Annotated in this window: 18 protein-coding genes; 3 read left to right on the top strand and 15 right to left on the bottom strand. The window is 37.3% G+C overall.

The window, feature by feature from the left end:
• The first annotated feature begins 72 nt into the window (after window positions 1–72).
• The gene (locus AC59HC_RS00525) at window positions 73–999 is read left to right on the top strand and encodes a DUF3078 domain-containing protein (protein WP_202841915.1); all 927 of its coding nucleotides are present in this window, start codon (window positions 73–75) and stop codon (window positions 997–999) included.
• 173 nt (window positions 1,000–1,172) lie between these two features.
• Window positions 1,173–2,096, top strand: coding sequence for a DUF3078 domain-containing protein (locus tag AC59HC_RS00520; RefSeq protein WP_202841914.1), 924 nt, complete (start codon window positions 1,173–1,175; stop codon window positions 2,094–2,096).
• Window positions 2,097–2,168: 72 nt separating this feature from the next.
• On the opposite strand, the gene sufD is transcribed toward AC59HC_RS00520, so the two are convergent.
• The 4 genes from sufD to AC59HC_RS00500 all read right to left on the bottom strand — a co-directional run bounded on the left by sufD (window position 2,169) and on the right by AC59HC_RS00500 (window position 6,470).
• Window positions 2,169–3,476 (bottom strand): Fe-S cluster assembly protein SufD, encoded by a 1,308-nt coding sequence (sufD, locus tag AC59HC_RS00515; RefSeq protein ID WP_202844212.1) that lies wholly within the window; start codon window positions 3,474–3,476, stop codon window positions 2,169–2,171.
• A 158-nt stretch (window positions 3,477–3,634) separates the two neighbouring features.
• Window positions 3,635–4,378 (bottom strand): Fe-S cluster assembly ATPase SufC, encoded by a 744-nt coding sequence (gene sufC / locus AC59HC_RS00510; protein WP_110009100.1) that lies wholly within the window; start codon window positions 4,376–4,378, stop codon window positions 3,635–3,637.
• A 232-nt stretch (window positions 4,379–4,610) separates the two neighbouring features.
• Window positions 4,611–6,059 (bottom strand): Fe-S cluster assembly protein SufB, encoded by a 1,449-nt coding sequence (gene sufB, locus AC59HC_RS00505; RefSeq protein WP_062673097.1) that lies wholly within the window; start codon window positions 6,057–6,059, stop codon window positions 4,611–4,613.
• An 81-nt stretch (window positions 6,060–6,140) separates the two neighbouring features.
• The gene (locus AC59HC_RS00500; RefSeq protein WP_062673099.1) at window positions 6,141–6,470 is read right to left on the bottom strand and encodes a HesB/IscA family protein; all 330 of its coding nucleotides are present in this window, start codon (window positions 6,468–6,470) and stop codon (window positions 6,141–6,143) included.
• Window positions 6,471–6,766: 296 nt separating this feature from the next.
• On the opposite strand from AC59HC_RS00500, the gene AC59HC_RS00495 reads away from it, so the two are divergent.
• Window positions 6,767–7,627 (top strand): GLPGLI family protein, encoded by an 861-nt coding sequence (locus AC59HC_RS00495; protein ID WP_496557795.1) that lies wholly within the window; start codon window positions 6,767–6,769, stop codon window positions 7,625–7,627.
• Window positions 7,628–7,687: 60 nt separating this feature from the next.
• On the opposite strand, the gene ypfJ is transcribed toward AC59HC_RS00495, so the two are convergent.
• The 11 genes from ypfJ to nrfD all read right to left on the bottom strand — a co-directional run bounded on the left by ypfJ (window position 7,688) and on the right by nrfD (window position 19,224).
• Window positions 7,688–8,551: a KPN_02809 family neutral zinc metallopeptidase gene (gene ypfJ, locus AC59HC_RS00490; RefSeq protein ID WP_496557794.1), complete on the bottom strand. Its 864-nt coding sequence runs from the start codon at window positions 8,549–8,551 to the stop codon at window positions 7,688–7,690.
• Between the two features lie 65 nt (window positions 8,552–8,616).
• Window positions 8,617–10,695 carry an LTA synthase family protein gene (locus AC59HC_RS00485; RefSeq protein WP_482399140.1) on the bottom strand — a complete coding sequence of 693 codons (2,079 nt, stop codon included), beginning with the start codon at window positions 10,693–10,695 and terminating at the stop codon, window positions 8,617–8,619.
• 168 nt (window positions 10,696–10,863) lie between these two features.
• Window positions 10,864–11,382 (bottom strand): 6,7-dimethyl-8-ribityllumazine synthase, encoded by a 519-nt coding sequence (ribH, locus tag AC59HC_RS00480; RefSeq protein ID WP_034691815.1) that lies wholly within the window; start codon window positions 11,380–11,382, stop codon window positions 10,864–10,866.
• 3 nt (window positions 11,383–11,385) lie between these two features.
• Window positions 11,386–12,093: a YfgM family protein gene (locus AC59HC_RS00475; protein ID WP_062673110.1), complete on the bottom strand. Its 708-nt coding sequence runs from the start codon at window positions 12,091–12,093 to the stop codon at window positions 11,386–11,388.
• Between the two features lie 239 nt (window positions 12,094–12,332).
• On the bottom strand, window positions 12,333–12,869 hold the full coding sequence (locus tag AC59HC_RS00470; RefSeq protein ID WP_227941205.1) for an adenine phosphoribosyltransferase: 537 nt from the start codon (window positions 12,867–12,869) through the stop codon (window positions 12,333–12,335).
• A gap of 3 nt (window positions 12,870–12,872) precedes the next feature.
• Window positions 12,873–14,072: a hypothetical protein gene (locus tag AC59HC_RS00465; protein WP_496557793.1), complete on the bottom strand. Its 1,200-nt coding sequence runs from the start codon at window positions 14,070–14,072 to the stop codon at window positions 12,873–12,875.
• 114 nt (window positions 14,073–14,186) lie between these two features.
• The gene (locus AC59HC_RS00460) at window positions 14,187–15,203 is read right to left on the bottom strand and encodes a hypothetical protein (protein WP_496557792.1); all 1,017 of its coding nucleotides are present in this window, start codon (window positions 15,201–15,203) and stop codon (window positions 14,187–14,189) included.
• 84 nt (window positions 15,204–15,287) lie between these two features.
• Window positions 15,288–16,619 carry a hypothetical protein gene (locus tag AC59HC_RS00455; protein ID WP_034691800.1) on the bottom strand — a complete coding sequence of 444 codons (1,332 nt, stop codon included), beginning with the start codon at window positions 16,617–16,619 and terminating at the stop codon, window positions 15,288–15,290.
• Between the two features lie 8 nt (window positions 16,620–16,627).
• On the bottom strand, window positions 16,628–17,317 hold the full coding sequence (locus AC59HC_RS00450; protein WP_110009109.1) for a c-type cytochrome: 690 nt from the start codon (window positions 17,315–17,317) through the stop codon (window positions 16,628–16,630).
• Window position 17,318: 1 nt separating this feature from the next.
• The gene (locus tag AC59HC_RS00445) at window positions 17,319–17,840 is read right to left on the bottom strand and encodes a DUF3341 domain-containing protein (protein WP_027371993.1); all 522 of its coding nucleotides are present in this window, start codon (window positions 17,838–17,840) and stop codon (window positions 17,319–17,321) included.
• Window positions 17,827–19,224, bottom strand: coding sequence for an NrfD/PsrC family molybdoenzyme membrane anchor subunit (nrfD, locus tag AC59HC_RS00440; RefSeq protein ID WP_034691792.1), 1,398 nt, complete (start codon window positions 19,222–19,224; stop codon window positions 17,827–17,829). Before nrfD ends, AC59HC_RS00445 begins: the two co-directional genes overlap by 14 nt.
• Window positions 19,225–19,227 lie beyond the last annotated feature (3 nt).

Raw genomic sequence — 19,227 nt, 5'->3', positions numbered from 1 at the left:
GTTCTTTTAAAGCTGAATTTAGCTTTAAAAAAAATTATATTAATATTTTTGCATTGAAAATTATTTAGAGTAATGAAGAAGTTTTTATTGATTCTTTCCTTTTTTATGGGAATGTATGCAAGTGCACAAGAAGAATTGAAAAAAGATTCCGCAGTGGTAGACACCATAAAATACTGGTCGGTTTTAGGAAAAAACACATTAATGATTAATCAGGCTGCCTTTTCAAACTGGGTAGGTGGAGGTGCCAACAACGTAGGTTGGCTTGCTGGCGTTAATTACAACCTGACCTATGAAAAAGATAAAGACCTTTGGGAAAATATCATCATTCTTGGATATGGGCAGAATGATACAAAAGGGCAGGGAATCAGAAAAACACAGGACGTTATCAATGTTTCTACCAATTATGGGCGAAAATTCTCAAAAAGCTGGTATTTCTCTATGGGTGCAGGATTTCAATCACAGTTTGCTGCAGGATATGAAGATGGAAATAATCCTGATGCAAAAAAGATATCCAATTTTATGGCACCGGGCTACCTGAACGTCGGGATGGGTATCACGTACAGACCCAATGATGATCTCACGGTAACATTACGTCCTACCAACGCCAGATGGACATTTGTACTGGACAAAGATCTCCAGACAGCAGGAAATTATGGTTTAAAGAATGATGGTGATACTTCTTTATTACAATTCGGTTTTCTGGGAACGGCAATATATAAATTGAAAATAATGGAAGATATTTATTTAACCAATACAGCGTCTGTCTTCTCGAATTACCTTGACCACCCGGACAGATTAGTTCTTGCCTATGGAGCTTTGCTGAACTTAAAGGTAAATAAATACATCTCCTCCAATGTGACCGTTGATTTGCTATACGATCATAATCAGATAGAGAAAACACAGCTGAAACAAACTCTTGGAATCGGATTTGCCTATACGCTGGCAAATGGTGTAAAACGTTCTGATCGCAAAGACAGCCAGTGGTGGATCAAAAAATAGTCAGAATACTTATATTTTAATTAAAACACTTCAGAAATGAGGTGTTTTTTTGTTTTTTAATTTATTTATTTTCAGTTGATTACGGCTTGTGTTTTAATTATGTTAAATTCATTTTAAAGTGAATTTTATGTCGGCATAAATTATTATTTATACATTTGTAATAAATCAACATTATGAAAAAACTTTTATTGATCAGTTCTATCTCTTTTGGGGCTGCAGCACTCGCTCAGGAGGCTAAGACGGAAGCTCCGGTATCAGACACAGCTAAGGCATGGTCTATTCAGGGACAAAATACATTAATGCTTAATCAGGCTGCCTTTTCAAACTGGGTAGGTGGAGGAGCCAACAACGTAGGTTGGCTTGCTGGCGTTAATTACAACCTGACCTATGAAAAAGGGAAAGATCTTTGGGAAAATATTATCATTCTGGGGTACGGACAAAATAACACACAAGGAACAGGAGTTAGAAAAACGCAGGATGTCATTAATCTTTCTACAAACTATGGTAGAGAATTTGCCAAACATTGGTATTTATCTGCAGGGGCGGGGCTTCAGACTCAGTTTGCTCCGGGTTATGAAGATGGAAATAATCCTGATGCAAAAAAGATTTCCAATTTTATGGCTCCCGGATATCTGAGTGTAGGAGCAGGGGTTACATACCGTCCCAATGATAATCTTACAGTTACTTTACGGCCTGCGAATGCCAGATGGACTTTTGTTTTAGACGAAGATCTTCAGAAAGCAGGAACTTACGGTCTTAAAAACGATGGAGATTCTTCTCTTTTCCAATTCGGTTTCCTGGGAACGGCAATGTACAAACTGAAGATTATGGAGAATATAACCTTACTGAATACGGCTTCTGTATTCTCAAACTACCTTGATCACCCGGACAGGCTTGTCCTTGGATATAGCGGAGTTTTGAGCATGAAAATCAATAAATATATTTCTACCAACGTTACCCTTGACCTTTTGTATGACCATAATCAGATATGGAAGACCCAGCTGAAGCAGACATTGGGCGTAGGATTGGCGTATAATTTTGATAACGGTAAGAAACGTTCAGAAAATAAAGATAACCAAAGCTGGTTGAAAAAATAAAAGACACACAATCTGTAAATACAATAAAAAAGCACTTCATTTGAAGTGCTTTTTTATCAATATATATAAGTTTTAAAATTCTATATCAACTTCTAATTTCTCAGCCAGCAGCTTTGAAATTTTCTCTTTTAGAGGCTCAATATCAATGTTTTGCATTGCATCATTCGCGAAAGCATATAAAAGTAATGCCTGAGCTTCTTTTTTAGAAATTCCTCTTGCTCTAAGGTAGAATAAAGCATCTTCATTCAATTGTCCTACTGTACATCCGTGAGAACATTTTACATCGTCTGCAAAAATTTCTAACTGAGGTTTTGTATCAATACTTGCCCCTTCGCTTAGCAATACATTGTTGTTTTGCTGGTAAGCATTTGTCTTCTGAGCAATTTTGTCCACAAAAACTTTTCCGTTGAAAACTCCATGGGCGTTACCATCAAAAATTCCTTTGTAGTTCTGGTAACTTTCACAATTCGGGAAGTTGTGGTGAACTGCTGTATGGTGGTCTACCAACTGATCTTTCCCGATAATGGTAATTCCGTTCATGAATGAATTGATATTGGATCCGTTATGAATAAAATCAAGGTTGTTTCTTACCAGTTTACCTCCGAAAGAGAATGTGTTTACCGTAGTTAAGCTGTCCTTCTCCTGTTTTGCAAAAGTATTATCGATAAGATAGGTTGTGTTGTTATCGTTCTGAAGTTTGTGCCAGTCAGCTTTCGCATTTGGGTATGTAAAGATCTCTGTTACAGAGTTTGTCAGTACGTAAGTGGTGTCAAAATTATGGTGGCTTTCAATCACTTCTACTTTTGCTCCTTCTTCTACGATCAAAAGGTTTCTGGTATTGTAGAATGTATTTTCTTCCTGATTCTGAGAAATATAAAAAACGTGGATTGGCTTTTCAATCACTACATTTTTAGGAACTTTAAGGAAGAAGCCATATTTGCAGTAAGCAAGGTTCAGGTTCGTAAAAGCCTGTTCTTTAGAAGCAATGGTATTGAAATATTTTTCAAAAACCTCCTTATGTTTCTCATCATTCAATGCATAATTGAATGAAAGGAACTCCACATTTTCAATAGAAACTTTAGAAAGCTCTTTGTGAAGTTTACCGTTTACAAAAACAATCCAATCAAAATTCTCTTCACCAAGATGCAGTTCATCAAACTGCTCTTTAGTGATATTGTGGTGCTCTTTCGGGAAGAAGTTGTAGCTTTTTTCCGTGATCTCCTTTAGATTGGTATATTTATATTCTTCGTCTTTTTTAGTAGGAAAACCAAAGTTTGCAAATTTTTGAAGCGCTGTTTTTCTTTCCTCATCCAGAAATCTGTGACGAAGACTCTCCAAAAATTCACTATGGTTCTCTATAATTTGTTCTTTTAATGCCATTACTGGTATGTCTGTGGTTTGCACCATTTTTTCTTTTTTTTGAACTAAAATATTGTTATTCCGAGGAATAGGAATCCAATTTTTACTTTAGAGATTCATATTTGCTGCACTTCATAAATGGTTGCCATAATTTCAAATCTCAAATAGTAAATTTCAAATTAATTTAAAAGCCAGTCGTAACCTTTTTCTTCAAGTTCTAATGCTAAAGATTTATCACCGGTTTTGATGATTTTCCCGTCTGCTAACACGTGAACGAAGTCAGGCTGAATATAGTTAAGCAATCTTTGATAGTGGGTAATCAGAAGAACTGCATTTCCTTCATTTTTGAAGTAGTTTACTCCATCTGCAACGATTCTTAAAGCATCGATATCCAATCCTGAATCGGTTTCATCAAGAATAGCCAATTTCGGATTAAGCATCATCATCTGGAAGATCTCGTTTCTTTTCTTTTCACCTCCGGAGAATCCTTCGTTCAATGATCTTGAAAGAAAATCTTTTTTGATTCCCAGTTTTTCAGATTTCTCACGGATTAGTGCAAGCATTTCTTTTGCCGGCATCTCTTCCAGTCCGTTTGCTTTTCTTGTTTCGTTTAAAGCGGCTTTGATAAAGTTCGTTACAGAAACTCCTGGAATTTCTACAGGATACTGGAAAGAAAGGAAAATTCCTTTGTGAGCTCTATCTTCAGGAGCATCTTCGCTGATGTCCTGTCCGTCAAAAAGGATCTCTCCACCAGTCACTTCGTAATCTTCTTTTCCTGCGATTACAGAAGAAAGGGTAGACTTACCAGCTCCGTTTGGTCCCATGATAGCGTGAACTTCGCCCGGCTTTATTTCAAGATTAATCCCTTTTAATATTTCTGCGCCATCTTCAATTTTGGCGTGAAGGTCTTTAATTTGTAACATTCTTGCTAACTTTTGCTTTATAATTGTGTGAGCTTCTCATTGTGTATTCACTTTGTCTTTAACTGAAGTATTTCCTCAGCGGACATAGAAGCTTTTTATATTTTATTTTACTAATAATCTCCTGTGAAGATTACAATTTATTTCCCGTTGATAACGGTTGATCATCTGATAAAAACTCTGAAAACCTTGCCTTTAAATCAGTTGGTTTTTATCTGAAAATCCTTTTAAAAGATTAACCTACCGAACCTTCTAGTGAAATTTCAAGTAGTTTCTGTGCTTCAATAGCAAATTCCATTGGAAGTTTATTTAAAACTTCTTTACTGAAACCATTTACAATCAGAGCAATAGCTCTTTCTGTGTCAATACCTCTCTGGTTACAGTAGAAAATCTGGTCTTCCCCGATTTTTGAAGTCGTAGCCTCGTGCTCTAACTGTGCCGTAGGGTCTTTGATTTCAATATAAGGGAAAGTATGAGCTCCACATTCATTACCCATCAATAAAGAGTCACATTGTGAAAAGTTTCTGGCTCCTTTTGCAGAAGGCATTACTTTTACCTGTCCTCTGTATGAGTTTTGTGATTTTCCGGCAGAAATACCTTTTGAAATAATCGTTGATTTGGTATTCTTTCCAATGTGGATCATTTTTGTTCCTGTATCTGCATATTGGTGGTTGTTGGTTACCGCAATAGAGTAGAACTCTCCGATAGAATTGTCTCCTTTTAAGATACAAGAAGGATATTTCCATGTTACAGCTGAACCTGTTTCAACCTGTGTCCAGGAGATTTTTGCATTTCTTTCGCAAAGTCCTCTCTTCGTTACAAAGTTGAATACACCTCCTTTACCTTCTTCATTACCCGGGTACCAGTTCTGTACCGTTGAATATTTAATTTCAGCATTATCTAAAGCGATAAGCTCTACAACCGCTGCGTGAAGCTGGTTTTCATCTCTTGACGGTGCTGTACATCCTTCAAGATAAGATACATAACTTCCTTCATCAGCTACAAGAAGCGTTCTTTCAAACTGTCCTGTTCCTGCCTGATTGATACGGAAATAAGTAGAAAGTTCCATCGGGCATTTTACTCCTTTAGGAATATAACAGAAACTTCCGTCAGAAAATACTGCGGAATTCAATGCTGCATAGAAGTTATCTCCTCTCGGAACTACTTTTCCAAGATATTTTCTTACCAAATCAGGGTGGTTTTTAATAGCCTCAGAGATCGAGCAGAAAATAATTCCTTTTTCTGCCAGTGTATCCTGGAAAGTGGTTTTCACAGAAACTGAGTCCATTACGATATCTACAGCAACTCCTGAAAGTCTTTTTTGCTCTTCGATATTAATCCCTAGCTTTTCGAATGTTTTCAATAGTTCAGGATCTACTTCGTCAAGGCTTGCCAGTTCAGGCTTTACTTTTGGAGCAGCATAGTAACGGATTGCCTGAAAATCCGGTTTTTCATATTTGATATTAGCCCACTCAGGCTCTACCATTTTTTGCCAGATTTTGAAAGATTCCAATCGCCATTCAGTCATCCATTCCGGCTCTTCTTTTTTAGCAGAGATCGCACGGATGATATCCTCGTTTAAACCAGTCGGGAAGTCTTCATAATCAATCTTCGTCTCCCAACCGAATTCATATTTTTTATTTTCTAGATCGACTCTTAGATCGTCTTCTGTATATTTACTCATTATTTTTTTTTAGGTTTCAGATTAGATTTCAGAAGTCAGAATAGCTCTGAGGTCTGAAATCTAGGATCTAATGTCTTTTCTCTAAAGACTAAATGATTCCCCACATCCACATGTTCTGGATGCATTCGGGTTGTTAAAAACAAACCCTTTTCCGTTCAATCCTCCTGAATACTCAAGAGTTGTTCCTGCTAAATAAAGGATGGATTTTTTATCTATAATAATTTTAATGTTATTATCTTCAAAAATCTGATCTGTGTCTGTTTTTTCGTTGTCAAACTTTAAAACATACTCTAAACCAGAGCATCCGCCGCTTTTTACCCCTACTCTTATATAATCTTCAGCAGGGTTAAAACCATCTTCCGTCATTAACTGGATGGCTTTCTCCTTTGCATGGTCTGATACTTTTATCATTGTATTTATTTAGAATGATTTAATGATGCAAAAATACAAACTAATTTCCGCAATCTCAAATCGAAGATGTCTATTTTAATGATTATGATATTAATAGCAATTTATCAGAGGATAAATGATGTTAAAAAAAGATAAACTGAGCCGTTTTCTGTTAAGGTTTTATTCATAATTTTAACCTTGAATCGTATTTTAAATCTATAAGGAAGACATATAATCAAGCAATAAGGGAGAAAACTTGTCAAAAATAAAGTACAATAAATCTTTCTTTTAATAATGCTCAATAAATAAAAATATAAATGAAAAAAATAGGTATTATCGCATTGGCGCTCTTCATACAGAATGTTTCTGCACAAACCAACAGATTCGTATATCAGGTGACGATGAAGCCTGATGCTGAAAATAAAACAGATATCAAGACTGAAAATGCTTATCTGGATATTTCTCCGGAAAAATCTGTGTTTTATTCTGAAAACAGAATCAAAAGAGATTCTATTATGCAAAAAGCATTTCAGAGCGGAGGCGGAAGAGCAAGCATCAACAGAGATCAGATGGAAGGATTGAAAACGAATATCAGCTATTCCATTGAAAAAGATAAAACCAATCAAAAGACCTATTTTAAAGACAGAATCGGGCGTGATCTCTATTCGTATGAAGAAGACAGACCACTGAACTGGAAAATAGAGCCAGAAACGAGAAAAATCGGCGAGTATAAAGTTCAGAAAGCTGAAACTGATTTTGGTGGAAGAAAATGGACGGCATGGTTTACAACAGATCTTCCTTATCAGGATGGACCTTATAAGTTCGGAGGACTTCCGGGGTTGATTGTAAAAGTGGAAGATGATAAAGGAGATTATTCTTTTGATCTTATGAAAAACTATAAAATTGCTGAGTTTCCGGCTTTGAACCAGTTTGGAAATACTTTGAAAGTAAAAAGAACAGATTATATCAAACAGCAGCAAAAATTTAAAGCTGATCCGATGTCGTTTATGAGCCAAAGTGGCAGTGGACAAGGTGGATTTTCTAATACAATAAGAATAGGCGGAGGCGGAAGAGGCTCCGGCGGCGGAAACCAAAATCCTGCTGATATGAGAAAAAGAATGGAAGAAAGGGTGAAAGAAGAGGCTAAGAAAAATTCTAATCCGATCGAATTGCAATAAATAAAAAAGCGGTCTTGACTTAAGACCGCTTTTTTATATCATTATAATTTTTGATAAAAACTATTTTAATAGCTGGTTGAAAGTATCACCCTGTCTGATATCTCCGGTGTTGTACCCTTTCATAAACCATTCTTTACGCTGTGCAGAAGAGCCGTGGGTAAAACTTTCCTGATTCACATATCCCTGTGCTCTTTTCTGAATATTATCATCGCCAACCGCTTCGGCAGCATCTATGGCAGACTCAATATCTCCGGGTTCCAGAATATGTTTGCTGTCATTGGTTCTTTTTGCCCATACTCCGGCATAGAAATCAGCCTGTAATTCTGTCGCAACGGATACTTTGTTCATCTGCTCTTCGGAATATCTTCCGCTTCTTCTTAGCGCATCCACTTTCTGTGTAGTTCCCAAAAGGGTCTGAACATGGTGTCCTACTTCATGCGCAAGAACATAAGCTACCGTAAATTCTGTTACTTTAGCTCCGAATTTTTGCTGAAGTTCACCAAAAAAACTCATATCCATATAGACTTTCTGATCGGCCGGGCAATAGAATGGCCCCATGGCAGATTGAGCCGTACCGCATGCTGAAGATGTTGTATTTTCGAAAAGAACAATTCCTGGATCGGTATAGGTCATGCCATTTTCTGTGAAAATCTGATTCCAGGTCTGGCTATTCCATGCGTCCATCATTTTGACCATTTCTCCGATTTGTTTTTCATCGGCAGTAAGCTCTCTCTGTTCTCCGGAATTTCCTGAAGGCTGCATGCCTCCGGAATTCAAGATACCGGATGGATCACCTCCCAAAAAGAATACGATGGCTGCTATAATTAAAGTTCCGAGTCCGCCTCCTACAATCATACCGCCACTTCCGCCTCCTGAACCACGGCGGTCATCAACGTTTCCGCCTCTGTCGTCTGTCCATTTCATACTAATAAATTTATGGGTTAATTTAAATATTTTACGCCAGATTATAAGCGAAAATATTTAGATATTTATCTGTTGAGTTGTTTCGTTTTTAGCCAGTAAGAGGTAGACTGATAAGCTGATACAGCATCATCCACCAGTTTCTGATCTGGATTTTTTAATAATTTTTCGTCGTAATATAGTTTAAACTCAGGTTTCAGATCACTTTTTTCCAGTTCCAAAGAATATTGTTTTACCTTTTTTACCGGCGAAATAATGGTCAAACGTTCACCTTTGATAAATCCAAGATCCTGATAGGTTGCCACATACGCTTTAGGCTGGAATTCCGGTTTGAACACATCCTGACCCAGGAATTTAGACTGATAGCTGAAGTTTAATAAGCCCAAAACGGTCGGCATTATATCGATCTGCGACATCAGCGCATCAAATTTCTGAGGCTGAATAAATCCTTCAGAAAATACCATAGCAGGAATTCTGTATTTATCCATCGGAAGTTCCGTTTTTCCCGCACTGGATGCACAATGGTCTGCAATGATAACAAAAACCGTATTCTTGTACCAGTCTTGTTTCTTAGCCATATCGAAGAACAACTTAAGAGAGTAGTCTGTATACTTTACACCCCCTTCACGGGATTTTGCCGTTCCCGGAATATCAATTCTTCCGTCAGGATAGGTAAATGGTCTGTGGTTGGAAACTGTCATCCAATGATTGAAAAACGGTTTTCCTGACTTAGCTTCAGCATTCATTATCTGAATAGCTTTTCTGGCCATATCTTCATCAGCAACGCCCCAAACATTGGCAAAAGTAATTTCTTCAGGTTTAAAGTTATTTCTGTCTACGATACCATAGCCGTTTCCTCCGAAGAAATCCTGCATATTATCAAAATAGCTGTATCCGCCATATAAAAATTTAACATCATATCCTTTGGATTTAAAAACACTTCCGGTTGTGAATTTATTTTTATTATCATCTCTCTTGATGACACTTTCCCCTGCTGTAGGAGGAATACATAATGTCAAAGCTTCCAGTCCGCGTACCGTTCTGTTTCCGGTTGCATACAGATTGGTAAACATGAGTGATTTATCAGCAAGACTGTCCAGGAAAGGAGTAATTTTTTGGGTATTGCCATAATGTTCCATGAAATCTGCAGAAAGACTTTCAATGGAGATCAATACTACGTTTTTCTTCACTTCAGGCTGTTCTGCAACAACAGCTCTTGATAAAGTAGGTTGTGGATACTGGCTTAAGAAATTCTTTTCAGCCTGCTGTTGGTTAATCTGTGAATAAAACTGGAAATAATCCAGTTCATTATGGGTAAACGCCCAGTAGAACTTAGGAAGTCCGTTGGCTTCAATTTCGTCTGCGAAAACATTGTCGGATCTGATTTGCATCAAGGATGGTATTGCCAGTGCACTCAACGCACAAAGTACCATAAAACTACCCAGCAGCACCATTTTTTGTTTAAAATCTGGTAGTTCCAGAAGCTCATCTTTTGTTTTCTTATAAATAAACCATGTGATGACCAGGGTAACAATCATGATGGCAGAAAACAGCGGAATAACCGGATAGCTTTCCATGATATTCCCAATCACCTCATTGGTATAGATAAGATAATCTACAGCAATAAAATTATAACGAACTCCAAATTCATTATAGAAAAAATATTCACTTACTCCGTTGAAAATGATCAGAAGAACATATAACAGTAATGTGATGAAATATAATATATTACGGATCTTAATTCTCTGTGCAGGAAGGAACAGCATCAATCCGAAGAAAAGGGTCTTAATTCCTACGAAAATAAGAGCAATCTCCATAATAGAGCCTCCGTACTGCTTGAAAATATTATTGGGAACAAGCCAGATATAGAGGAAGAACAGAACTAATGCTCCCAAAATACTATAACCGTAAGGCTTTTTATATTTTGAATTGGAAAGAAAGAGGAAGTAAAGGGCGAGAATGGAGCTGGCCAATATGAACACAAAAATGTCATTCACCAGACCGATCAACAAAACTTTTACAACTTCGAAAAATCCAAAACTAGCAGTAGTAATAGGATGAAAAAAGAATACGGTTCTTATTATCAACGAAATAATAAGATAGAAAATTCCTAAATACAGGAAGGGTTTTATTTTTTTTAAAAACATGTATTGTCTGTCTTTATTAATTTTCACAAAGATAGTTTTTGTAGGGAACTTTTGACGGAAAAAAAGAAAAACATCCTTTTTATTAATAAGATTTATGAATTATTTATATACTAATAAAAAAGGGACTATTAAAAATAGCCCCTTTATATTGTTAAAGTGAATAAAAAGTTAAGAGTGTCCGAAACCGATATTCCCCTTTTTATCAGATAATTTCTTTTTGAAATCAATCATTCTTAGCGCTGTAACGGCTGCTTCCACCCCTTTGTTCCCAAGATCACCACCACTTCTTGCAATAGATTGTTCTTTGTTATCATCTGTTAATACACAGAAAATAGTAGGGGTGTCCGTCATGATGTTACAGTCTTTGATTCCCTGCGCTACTGCAGAGCATACATAGTCAAAATGAGGAGTTTCCCCACGGATCACACATCCGATAGAAATTACTGCGTCATATTTTCTCTCTTTGCAAAGTTGCATACTAGCATAGCTTAATTCGAAAGCTCCTGGTACAGGGAAAAGTTTGATGTTTTCAGGTTTTACCCCTTCTTTTTCAAGGATTTCCAAAGCTGCATCACGAAGATTGTAAGTTACAAAATCATTCCACTCAGAAAAAACAATGCCGATAGAAAAATCTTCGGCATTCGTTATATGAAGTGGCTTGTAATCGGAAAGATTAACTGTTGCCATTTTTTAATAATATTTAGTCATTTCGATATAAGAATCAGACATTCCGTTGTCGTAGTCCTGATATTTCTCGTCAATTGCAGAGAAGTATTTTTTAGCTTCTGCATTTTTCTTTAATCCTAAAGCAACAATACCTGCTTTTCTTGTAAAATAATACGTTGTATAAGGATCATCAGATGCTGTAGCAGCCTGATCTAATAAGGACAGAGCTTCATCATTTTTGTTAAGACCTGATTTTGCATCAGCCATTGCTCCATACTTCATTGCCATCAAAGTTTTGTTTTTGGAAGAGAATTTATCCAAAAGATCATATGCTTCCTGGAATTTTCCTTCTTTGAATTTTAATAAACCAGCATTGTAAGCAGAAAGTTTACCAATCTCAGTAGAAGAATATTCATTAGCTGTACCTATAAAACCAGGATTAGCAGCAGATTTTCCACCTAAAGCATCTTTATCTTTGCCTTCTGTAAGGTTCTTTTGAGCAGCAAGGAAACTTTTTACAGCCTCAGTGTTCTTTGGAGCAATTACAAATTGCTTATAAGCAAAGAATCCTAAAACTCCTAAAATCAAAGCTCCAAATACAAAACCAAGCGGCTTTGAATATTTTTCAACAAATCTTTCAGTGTTTAAAGCCTCTCTGTCAAGGTCTTTAAAGAACTCAACCGTTTCTTTACCTTCTTGCTCGTTCTGAGCACTCTTTCCCAATTTTGCCATAAGTTTTTAAAAATTGAAATGCAAATTTAATTGTTTCTGAGAGATTTACAAAATACTTTGTTGGTATTATTAATGAAATTTTGTGAATTGTTAATCTTGGATGGTGAATTTATTAAAAAAAGATGCTTCGACCTTGCCCGGCATGACACTTCTAATACTATCTGTTTTAATCTCACAGTAAATTATCAGCCATTGTCATGCTGAGCGGAGCCGAAGCATTTATCTTGTTAGGATCAATCTTAATAACTTAAAATATGGTAGATCTCTGCACCGAATTTCTTCAGTTTTTCATCACCGTTCAGACCTTGTAAACCGATAAGGAAACTGAACTGTGAAACTGTTGCGCCTTGCTTTTCTACTAATTTGGCCGCAGCTTCAGTAGTTCCTCCGGTTGCCAGAAGATCATCATGGATTAAAACTCTTTGTCCGGGTTTTATCTGCCCTTCACGGGTTTCTATAATAGCGCTTCCATATTCCAGGTCATATGTTTCTGAAATGACAGGAGGAGGAAGTTTTCCCGCTTTTCTGATTAAGATGAATGGAACTTCCAATGCCACAGCGATAGCAATTCCAAAAAGGTAACCGCGGCTTTCAATTCCGCAGACTGCATCGATTTTCCCTTTACTGAAGGCTACAAGATCTGCAATAACGTCTTCATAAAGTTTTGGATTTAAAAAGATGGGTGAAATATCCTTAAACTGTATTCCCGGAATCGGAAAATCAGGGATATTTTCAATTGTTTCTTCTAATTTTTTGATCAGTTCTGCTGAAGCCATTTATTAATTGATTTTATAGCTGGAAATTTTCCAGTCACCGTTTACATTTTTAAGCCCGAAAGTTACTTTTAAAGAAGTTGTCTTCCCGCTTTTATCCGTCACATCATAAGTGGCGTTTACACTTGCACTGTTGGCAGAGGTACCGTTAGTTGTAATATTTTTTACACTTACATTCTTCACCGATCCAAAACCTGAAGTAGGATTTGAGAAAGACTCATAGCTTCCCCAACTTGGATTGCTTGCGGTTTCGTAAGCTGCTTTTAAATTCTGGGAACTTACATTGTTCAGAAACTTGCTTACCGTATTCTTAGGATCTGCTGTGGGCTGCTTTGGAGCTGCTGGTGTCGTTGGAGCCGCTGTTGACGGATCTGTAGTTGTTCCGGAAGGAGCTGTAGGGTTGTTTGGGTCCACCACTGCACTTGGCTGTTCTGTCACCGCTGTAGAATCTGTTTTTGGAATGGCAGGTACTTTTAAGGCTGCAGCATTCACATCAAGTCCGATTTTTGACATTTTGAAAGTTTTTGCCGTAGTTTTTACGGAAACCGTGATGTCAATTTTATTATCTACCACTTTTGAAGCAGGGATAGATGAGAATTTTAAATTGAATCCTTTGAAGTTATTATCCTGCATCAGGTTTTTAGCTGTAGCTAGTCTTACACCATTGCTGAATACTTCAAGAGTGGCTTCAAGACCTGCACCTGTGAAAGATACCGGGTTTCCGGCTGCATCTACAAGTCTTGGAACAATCTGAATGGCCGTAGGCGCCCCGGTTCCGTCATCACCTGTAGGTCTTGTCACAAGGCTTAGTGATCCTGCTTTCACATCATTAGGATCGCTTTCTTTTGCTTTATCATCCCCGAAGATATTCATTTCTCCCAGTGATGGTGGGGCAGTACTTGCCCATTCAATTCCGTTTTTCTGAGCCACTTCATCAGCCAGAGCCATGATTTCAGGAACTTTTTTTCCGTTGATCAGTTTTCCCAGGGCTTTCAGCTCATTGATATCACCATCAGCTTCTACTCCAAATGTTTTAAGGATGTAAAGAGCTTCATTAAACTTAATCTGTTTAATGGTTGGTAAACTGGAAGTCATATCATTGATACTTGACTGCAGTGTTTTAGTATTCGTAGCATCTACATGATCTTTCTTGCATGCTGTAAAAAGCAACAGACTGAAAACAAGTAGAAAAGAAAACTTTTTCATTTTTATTTGGTTTGTTGCAAATTTAATAAAACCTTTATTAATACTAGATTTTATTTTCACTTTATGTTTTATGACTTATTTTATTTCTTTATCACAGGAGCCATAATCTTATTTTTACTTTTTGTTGGGTTGTTCTTTTAAGTCTCCTTTAAAAAAATTACTGAAGATGGTCTGCATATTCGGGAACGAAGGATTCTGCCAGTAAGACGTCTGGTAACTGCTGTTATCTTTATTGAATTTTACCTTTTCAATATCGTTGTCATTAGTGAAACTAAGTTCCGCAGGGTAGAAATTAGTGTAAAGTGCAATCTGATTGTATTCAGGTTCACTTTTATGTTTTAGTTTAACAAAAACGAGTTCGTTATATTCGAGGAAATCTTTTAGTGTTTTTTCTGATCCTTTCTCAAACGACATATTCAATATGGTTCTGATATCATAAAATCTATATCCGAAGAATGAAAATTCTTTTTCCTGAAGGGCGCCGCCTGTCACTTCAATCTGATCTTTACGATCGCCTTTCAATTCTCTGATGATATTTCTTTTGGTTTTATACTCTTCAGGATTTCCTACATTTTTAAGTTTTGGGATTTGCAGAGAGTTCCCATAATCCCATGATGAAGTTTCTTTTTTCTCGTTTTTAGAGTCTGCCAGTCTGAAAACTCTGTATTGTTCTACATTGGAGCTTTTCAGTTTTTTTGTTTTATTGTCAAAAATGTAAGTTACAATTCCATCGGCATAGCTGTTAAGCTTATTGTTTACCGTTACATAGGCGTTAAAATTTCCCTTAATGAAAATATATTTTGCCGGTTTGTTATTTTTGATAACGACAGTTTCAATTTCCTTTACCTGATCATTGATTTTTATAACGGATTGATCAAAGTCTGAGTAAGATAAGGTGGCCACCGGAAAATTATTGTAGACAAGCTGAAATTTCTCCTGGGAAGGCGAGAGGGATTGTTTGTCTATCTTACCTTCAATATCAGAATAGGCTAAAATAGTTCCGTCTTTTCCAAATACAGAAACTCTTGGAAGAGGGTTGTTATTTTTTTCAGAAACAAAGGTGATGGTCTGAGCCTGAATAAAACTACATAGCAAAAGGAAGAATGTGTAAAGGCAAAGTTTTGTTTTCATAGTAAGTTTGTTGATTGATGTGCATAAAAAAAGACTGATCGTTTTAACAATCAGTCTTTTATCATTTTATTTTGTTACAAGTCCTTAGAAAGGATACTCATAAATTTCAGATTCGTGTAAGAATGGGTTTCCTGTAGGAATCAACTTCAGTTTAGATAAAGCTGAAAGTACAGTAAACATAAATAATCCGGCTACGAATAAGATTGCTCCAAGGATTAACAAGAATACTTCAGGAGTGTTCCAGTATGGTCCTACCGTTCCCGGCATTACCATGTTGAAGTAGTCTAAGATGTGTCCTAAGATTACTACTACTGCCATTGTAGTAACTACTTTGTAGTTTCTCTTGATGCTGCTGCTCACTAATACCAATAATGGTAATAAGAAGTTGATGATCAACATTGGTAAGAAAGTAGGAGAGTAGTGCTGGAATCTACCGAAGAAGTAGTTAACCTCTTCCGGAACGTTGGCATACCAGTACAACATGAACTGAGCAAACCATGTATACGTCCAAAGCATACTTGTAGCGAAAAGGAATACCCCTAAATCGTGTAAGTGGTTGTCATTGAACTGTGGTAAGAAACCATTTTTCTTAAGATAAACACTTAATAGAATGATTACAGCGATACCACTTGAAAGGCAGCTAACCATTGAATACCAGATATACATTGTAGAATACCAGTGAGGGTCAATAGACATCAACCAGTCCCAAGCCCAAGCTGCAGAAGCAAATCCGAAGAATGCAATATATCCTACTGCCCATCTGTAAAGCATTTGATACTCTACTTTAGATTTAGTTTCGTCTACTTTCTTAGACTGAGCTTTTAATTTCCAAGCGAAGAAAGAAGCACCAATCACATAGATTAAAGTTCTTACTGCGTAGAAAGGAATATTTAAGAATTTTTTCTTTTCAAATAAGATCACATCAAAATGCGGAGAATCCGGGTTTGTCAATTCAGGGTCCATCCAGTGGAATAAGTGACCATTATGAGTGATGTTTAAGATCATAAGGATTACCAGGATTGCACCACCGTAAGGGATATAAGAAGCAATAGCTTCCATTACTCTTGTAATGATGATCGGCCATCCTGCGTGGGCAGCGTGCTGAATAGAATAGAAGAATAATACGCAGCAGCTTACTCCAAAGAAAAATACAGCTACAAAATGTATTGCTGCTAAAGGCTGGTTGTGTACCTGCAATGTAGCATGCTCAAGGTGAGCCGCGTGATCCTGAGGTCCAACCATTTCACTTGAGTGTGTAGGAGCAGTATGACCTGAAGCATGAACAGCTTCCATCATTTGTTCTATTTTCTCAGTAGAAATTCCTTTGTTCAAAAAGAAACCAATACCGAAAAGAACTAAACCTACAACAAGAAGTATTATAGAAGTTGATTTTAATTTTGGTGAAAAACTATACATTTCTTTTCTTATTTTTTAGTTTCGGTAGTCGTTTCAGTTGTTGCTGGTGCCGCCGCTGTAGCTGCTGCCGGTGCTGCTGCTCCTTTTTTGAAAGCACTCATCACATACATTGCTACTCTCCATCTGTCTCCTGCGTTCAATTGTCCCGCATAAGATCCCATGGCATTTCTACCGTTTGTTAATACATAATGAACAGATCCTACAGTAAGTTCTCTGTCAGCATAGTTTGGCACTCCGGAGAATGCTCCACTTTGTACGATAGGTCCTTGTCCGTCACCTCCTGTACCGTGACATGCAGCACAAGTGTGATCAAACAATATTTTACCTCTTTCAAGATCCTTCGCTGCATTAGCTGGGTTCAAAGGAGATACTGTAAGTTTTTTAGAGGCTTCATACCCTGCGTTGTACTCGTCAACATTTTTAGGTAATAAGCTTTCTTCAAAAACTCCATCTTTATTCTGAGCAACTGATCCTTCTACCGGAGAAAGACCTGTTGCACCATTATTTTTAACAAAAGCAGGAATTTCATTTTCATGATCTGAGTAAGCATCCTGAGCTTTCATCAACGGATCATAAGCTACCGGAAAATACATGTCCGGGAAATATACCAACGGAGTGTTCTCCTTTGGTCCGCAAGAGTTAAGTAAAACTGTTGTTAAACCTAAAACCGCTGTAATTTTTAATACATTCTTTTTCATTTTAAGCGTCTTTAACAGTTATTTCTTCAACTCCAGTTTCAATAAGCAACTGTTTTACAGATTCTACATCTTCAGTTACGAATTCCATCATGAATTTATCATCAGTAGTTCTTGGGTCCGGGTTCTGAGCAGGAGCTCCTGGATACATTTTGTTTCTAACCAGGAAAGTTAAAGACATCATGTGAGCTGCACAGAATACCATTAATTCGAACATTGGAACTACGAATGCCGGCATGTTGTGCCCCCAGTCAAAAGCTGGTTTACCACCGATATTCTGAGGCCAGTCGTGATTCATCACATACCAGGTAAGAGTAGCACCGATCGTTACACCATAACAAGCATAGATGAAAGCGGCATCAGAAATTCTGGTTTTCTTTAAACCTAAAGCTTTGTCTAGTCCGTGAACCGGAAACGGAGTATAAACTTCGTTGATTGCGATTCCTTTATCGTTGAATGCTTTAACGCCGTTCATTAAATCGTCGTCGTCAGCATAAAGTCCGTATACAATTTTAGTGGTGCTCATCTCCTTCTTTTGCTTTATAAGTTTCACCTGAGATTTTCAAAATCGATTTTAATTCAGCCTGTGCAATTACAGGGAATGTTCTTGCGTATAATAAGAATAATACAGAGAAGAATCCGATTGTTCCTAAGTATACACCCACATCAATGATCGTTGGCTTAAACATAGTCCATGATCCTGGTAAGTAGTCTCTTGAAAGGTTGATAACGATGATATCAAAACGCTCAAACCACATACCGATGTTGATGATTAATGCAACAATGAATGTCCAGATAATGTTCGTTCTTAGTCTCTTGAACCAGAAAGAAGCAGGAATAACAAGGTTACAGATGATCAATGACCAGAATGCCCACCAGTAAGGTCCTACAGCAGCACCCGGAGAAAGATATGTGAAATCTTCAAATCTGGATCCTGAGTACCATCCGATGAAATATTCAGTGGCATAAGCTACAGTTACCATACCACCCGTTAAGATGATTACGATGTTCATAATTTCGATATGATACATTGTAATATATTCTTCTAAGTGACATACTTTTCTTGCAACCAACAATAGGGTCTGTACCATTGCAAATCCTGAGAAGATCGCACCGGCAACGAAATAAGGAGGATAGATTGTTGAGTGCCATCCTTTAATTACCGAAGTTGCGAAGTCAAAAGATACGGTAGTGTGTACTGAGAATACAAGTGGAGTTGCCAAACCTGCAAGAACCAAAGAAAGTTCTTCGAATCTTTGCCAGTGTTTTGCTTTACCACCCCAACCGAATGCAAGGAATGTATAAATTTTCTTAGTCCAAGGAGTTTTCGCTCTATCTCTGATCATTGCAAAGTCAGGGATTAGTCCCATGAACCAGAATACAGTTGATACTGAGAAATATGTAGAGATCGCAAATACGTCCCAAAGTAGAGGAGAGTTGAAGTTCCCCCAAAGAGAACCGAATTGGTTTGGTAAAGGGAATACCCAGTATCCAACCCAAACTCTACCCATGTGGATTACAGGGAAGATTGCTGCCTGTACAACCGCAAAGATCGTCATCGCCTCTGCAGATCTGTTTACAGACATTCTCCATCTCTGTCTAAATAATAATAATACTGCGGAGATTAGGGTCCCGGCGTGACCGATACCTACCCACCATACGAAGTTGGTAATATCCCAACCCCAGTTAATAGTTCTGTTAAGCCCCCATGCTCCAATACCTGTCCCGATAGTGTAAGCGATACAGCCGAATCCATAGAGGAATAGAACTAGTGCAGCATATAATGAGATCCACCATAATTTACCTGCTCTTTCTTCGATAGGTCGTGCGATATCTTCTGTAATATCGTGATAAGTTTTGTGACCAATAATTAGAGGTTCCCTTATCGGAGCTTCGTAATGTCCTGACATTTT

Source organism: Chryseobacterium sp. DZ-32 (genome assembly GCF_059587025.1).
This window is presented reverse-complemented; position numbering and strand designations above follow the sequence as displayed.

Excerpts from the sequence above, each read along its gene's own strand:
- sufB (WP_062673097.1), bottom strand. The coding sequence starts at position 6,059 with ATGAGTAAATATACAGAAGACGATCTAAGAGTCGATCTAGAAAATAAA.
- AC59HC_RS00460 (WP_496557792.1), bottom strand. The coding sequence starts at position 15,203 with ATGAAAACAAAACTTTGCCTTTACACATTCTTCCTTTTGCTATGTAGT.
- AC59HC_RS00455 (WP_034691800.1), bottom strand. The coding sequence starts at position 16,619 with ATGTATAGTTTTTCACCAAAATTAAAATCAACTTCTATAATACTTCTT.
- AC59HC_RS00495 (WP_496557795.1), top strand. The coding sequence starts at position 6,767 with ATGAAAAAAATAGGTATTATCGCATTGGCGCTCTTCATACAGAATGTT.
- AC59HC_RS00475 (WP_062673110.1), bottom strand. The coding sequence starts at position 12,093 with ATGGCAAAATTGGGAAAGAGTGCTCAGAACGAGCAAGAAGGTAAAGAA.
- ribH (WP_034691815.1), bottom strand. The coding sequence starts at position 11,382 with ATGGCAACAGTTAATCTTTCCGATTACAAGCCACTTCATATAACGAAT.
- AC59HC_RS00520 (WP_202841914.1), top strand. The coding sequence starts at position 1,173 with ATGAAAAAACTTTTATTGATCAGTTCTATCTCTTTTGGGGCTGCAGCA.
- AC59HC_RS00500 (WP_062673099.1), bottom strand. The coding sequence starts at position 6,470 with ATGATAAAAGTATCAGACCATGCAAAGGAGAAAGCCATCCAGTTAATG.
- AC59HC_RS00465 (WP_496557793.1), bottom strand. The coding sequence starts at position 14,072 with ATGAAAAAGTTTTCTTTTCTACTTGTTTTCAGTCTGTTGCTTTTTACA.
- AC59HC_RS00445 (WP_027371993.1), bottom strand. The coding sequence starts at position 17,840 with ATGAGCACCACTAAAATTGTATACGGACTTTATGCTGACGACGACGAT.
- sufC (WP_110009100.1), bottom strand. The coding sequence starts at position 4,378 with ATGTTACAAATTAAAGACCTTCACGCCAAAATTGAAGATGGCGCAGAA.
- sufD (WP_202844212.1), bottom strand. The coding sequence starts at position 3,476 with ATGGCATTAAAAGAACAAATTATAGAGAACCATAGTGAATTTTTGGAG.
- AC59HC_RS00470 (WP_227941205.1), bottom strand. The coding sequence starts at position 12,869 with ATGGCTTCAGCAGAACTGATCAAAAAATTAGAAGAAACAATTGAAAAT.
- AC59HC_RS00450 (WP_110009109.1), bottom strand. The coding sequence starts at position 17,317 with ATGAAAAAGAATGTATTAAAAATTACAGCGGTTTTAGGTTTAACAACA.
- nrfD (WP_034691792.1), bottom strand. The coding sequence starts at position 19,224 with ATGTCAGGACATTACGAAGCTCCGATAAGGGAACCTCTAATTATTGGT.
- ypfJ (WP_496557794.1), bottom strand. The coding sequence starts at position 8,551 with ATGAAATGGACAGACGACAGAGGCGGAAACGTTGATGACCGCCGTGGT.
- AC59HC_RS00485 (WP_482399140.1), bottom strand. The coding sequence starts at position 10,695 with ATGTTTTTAAAAAAAATAAAACCCTTCCTGTATTTAGGAATTTTCTAT.
- AC59HC_RS00525 (WP_202841915.1), top strand. The coding sequence starts at position 73 with ATGAAGAAGTTTTTATTGATTCTTTCCTTTTTTATGGGAATGTATGCA.